This is a genomic window from Brachyspira sp. SAP_772 (genome assembly GCF_009755885.1).
GTDB lineage: Bacteria > Spirochaetota > Brachyspiria > Brachyspirales > Brachyspiraceae > Brachyspira.
The window spans coordinates 1-856 of the sequence record NZ_VYIX01000083.1 but is presented as its reverse complement, the minus strand read 5'-3'; the positions used below and the strand labels follow the sequence as shown (position 1 = coordinate 856).

Genomic DNA, 856 nt, shown 5'->3' with positions numbered 1-856 from the left:
TATAGCACCATCTTCTTTTAATTTTACAATAACAGTATTTGTAAGATAATTATCATTAAAATTAAAGTTCTCTATAAAATATATATAATTATTAGCTCYAAATATATTTAATGAGCCAGTGTATTCTCCTTTTTTATGCCCTCGTCCTAAATCATTAGCTTCAAAAGATATTTTATTCATAGGAGCTGCTACAAATTGCCAAAAACCAATAAGTCCTAAGCATAATGCTATTACTATAATAAATATTGGCGAAGAAAATTTAAATAAACTTATACCAGAATTTTGTACAGCCAACATYTCTTTATTTTTTACAAAAGTACCAAGAACATAAGTAGAAGAAAACATCAATGCTATTGGAAATAAATAATATAAATTATGCGGAGTTCTTGCGGCATGGTATGTAATAAAGTATTTCATGTTTTCTGGGTGTTCGGTGTAGTAAGATAATTTACTGCTTAAATCTGCTATAGTAACTAATATAACAAACAGTATGAGCGAACCTACAAACATAGATAAGAATTCTTTTAATAAATACGAGTTAAGTTTTTTCATTTAATTAAATTAGTCCACATTTATTCCATAGTTTTCATTCAAATAAGTTAATTCTTCACTTATACGTGTATGCAATTCTTTTATTTTTTCTAATAATGCAGAAGGTTTTGACTTACTGCTTTTACCAGAACCAAATATTTTGCTGATTTTTCTTTTAGCCTGTACTAATGTTTTAGCTTTAACATTAGGGTCTGGTATAAATTTAGAAGCATCGGTACCAAGTAAAGCCCCCATATAAAGCATTCCTTCATAACCAAAATTATTATCTATATCAGGACCAAAGCTTTTTAATTTATCAAAACTT

1 protein-coding gene and 1 pseudogene are annotated in these 856 nt (G+C 27.3%); both read right to left on the bottom strand.

What is annotated here, in order from left to right; translation table 11 throughout:
- On the bottom strand, positions 1–552 hold a 552-nt coding region (locus tag GQX97_RS12725; RefSeq protein ID WP_157152253.1), incomplete at its 3' end, for an LptF/LptG family permease.
- A gap of 9 nt (positions 553–561) precedes the next feature.
- A pseudogene (locus GQX97_RS12720) lies at positions 562–856 on the bottom strand (DUF2225 domain-containing protein); the annotation flags it as partial.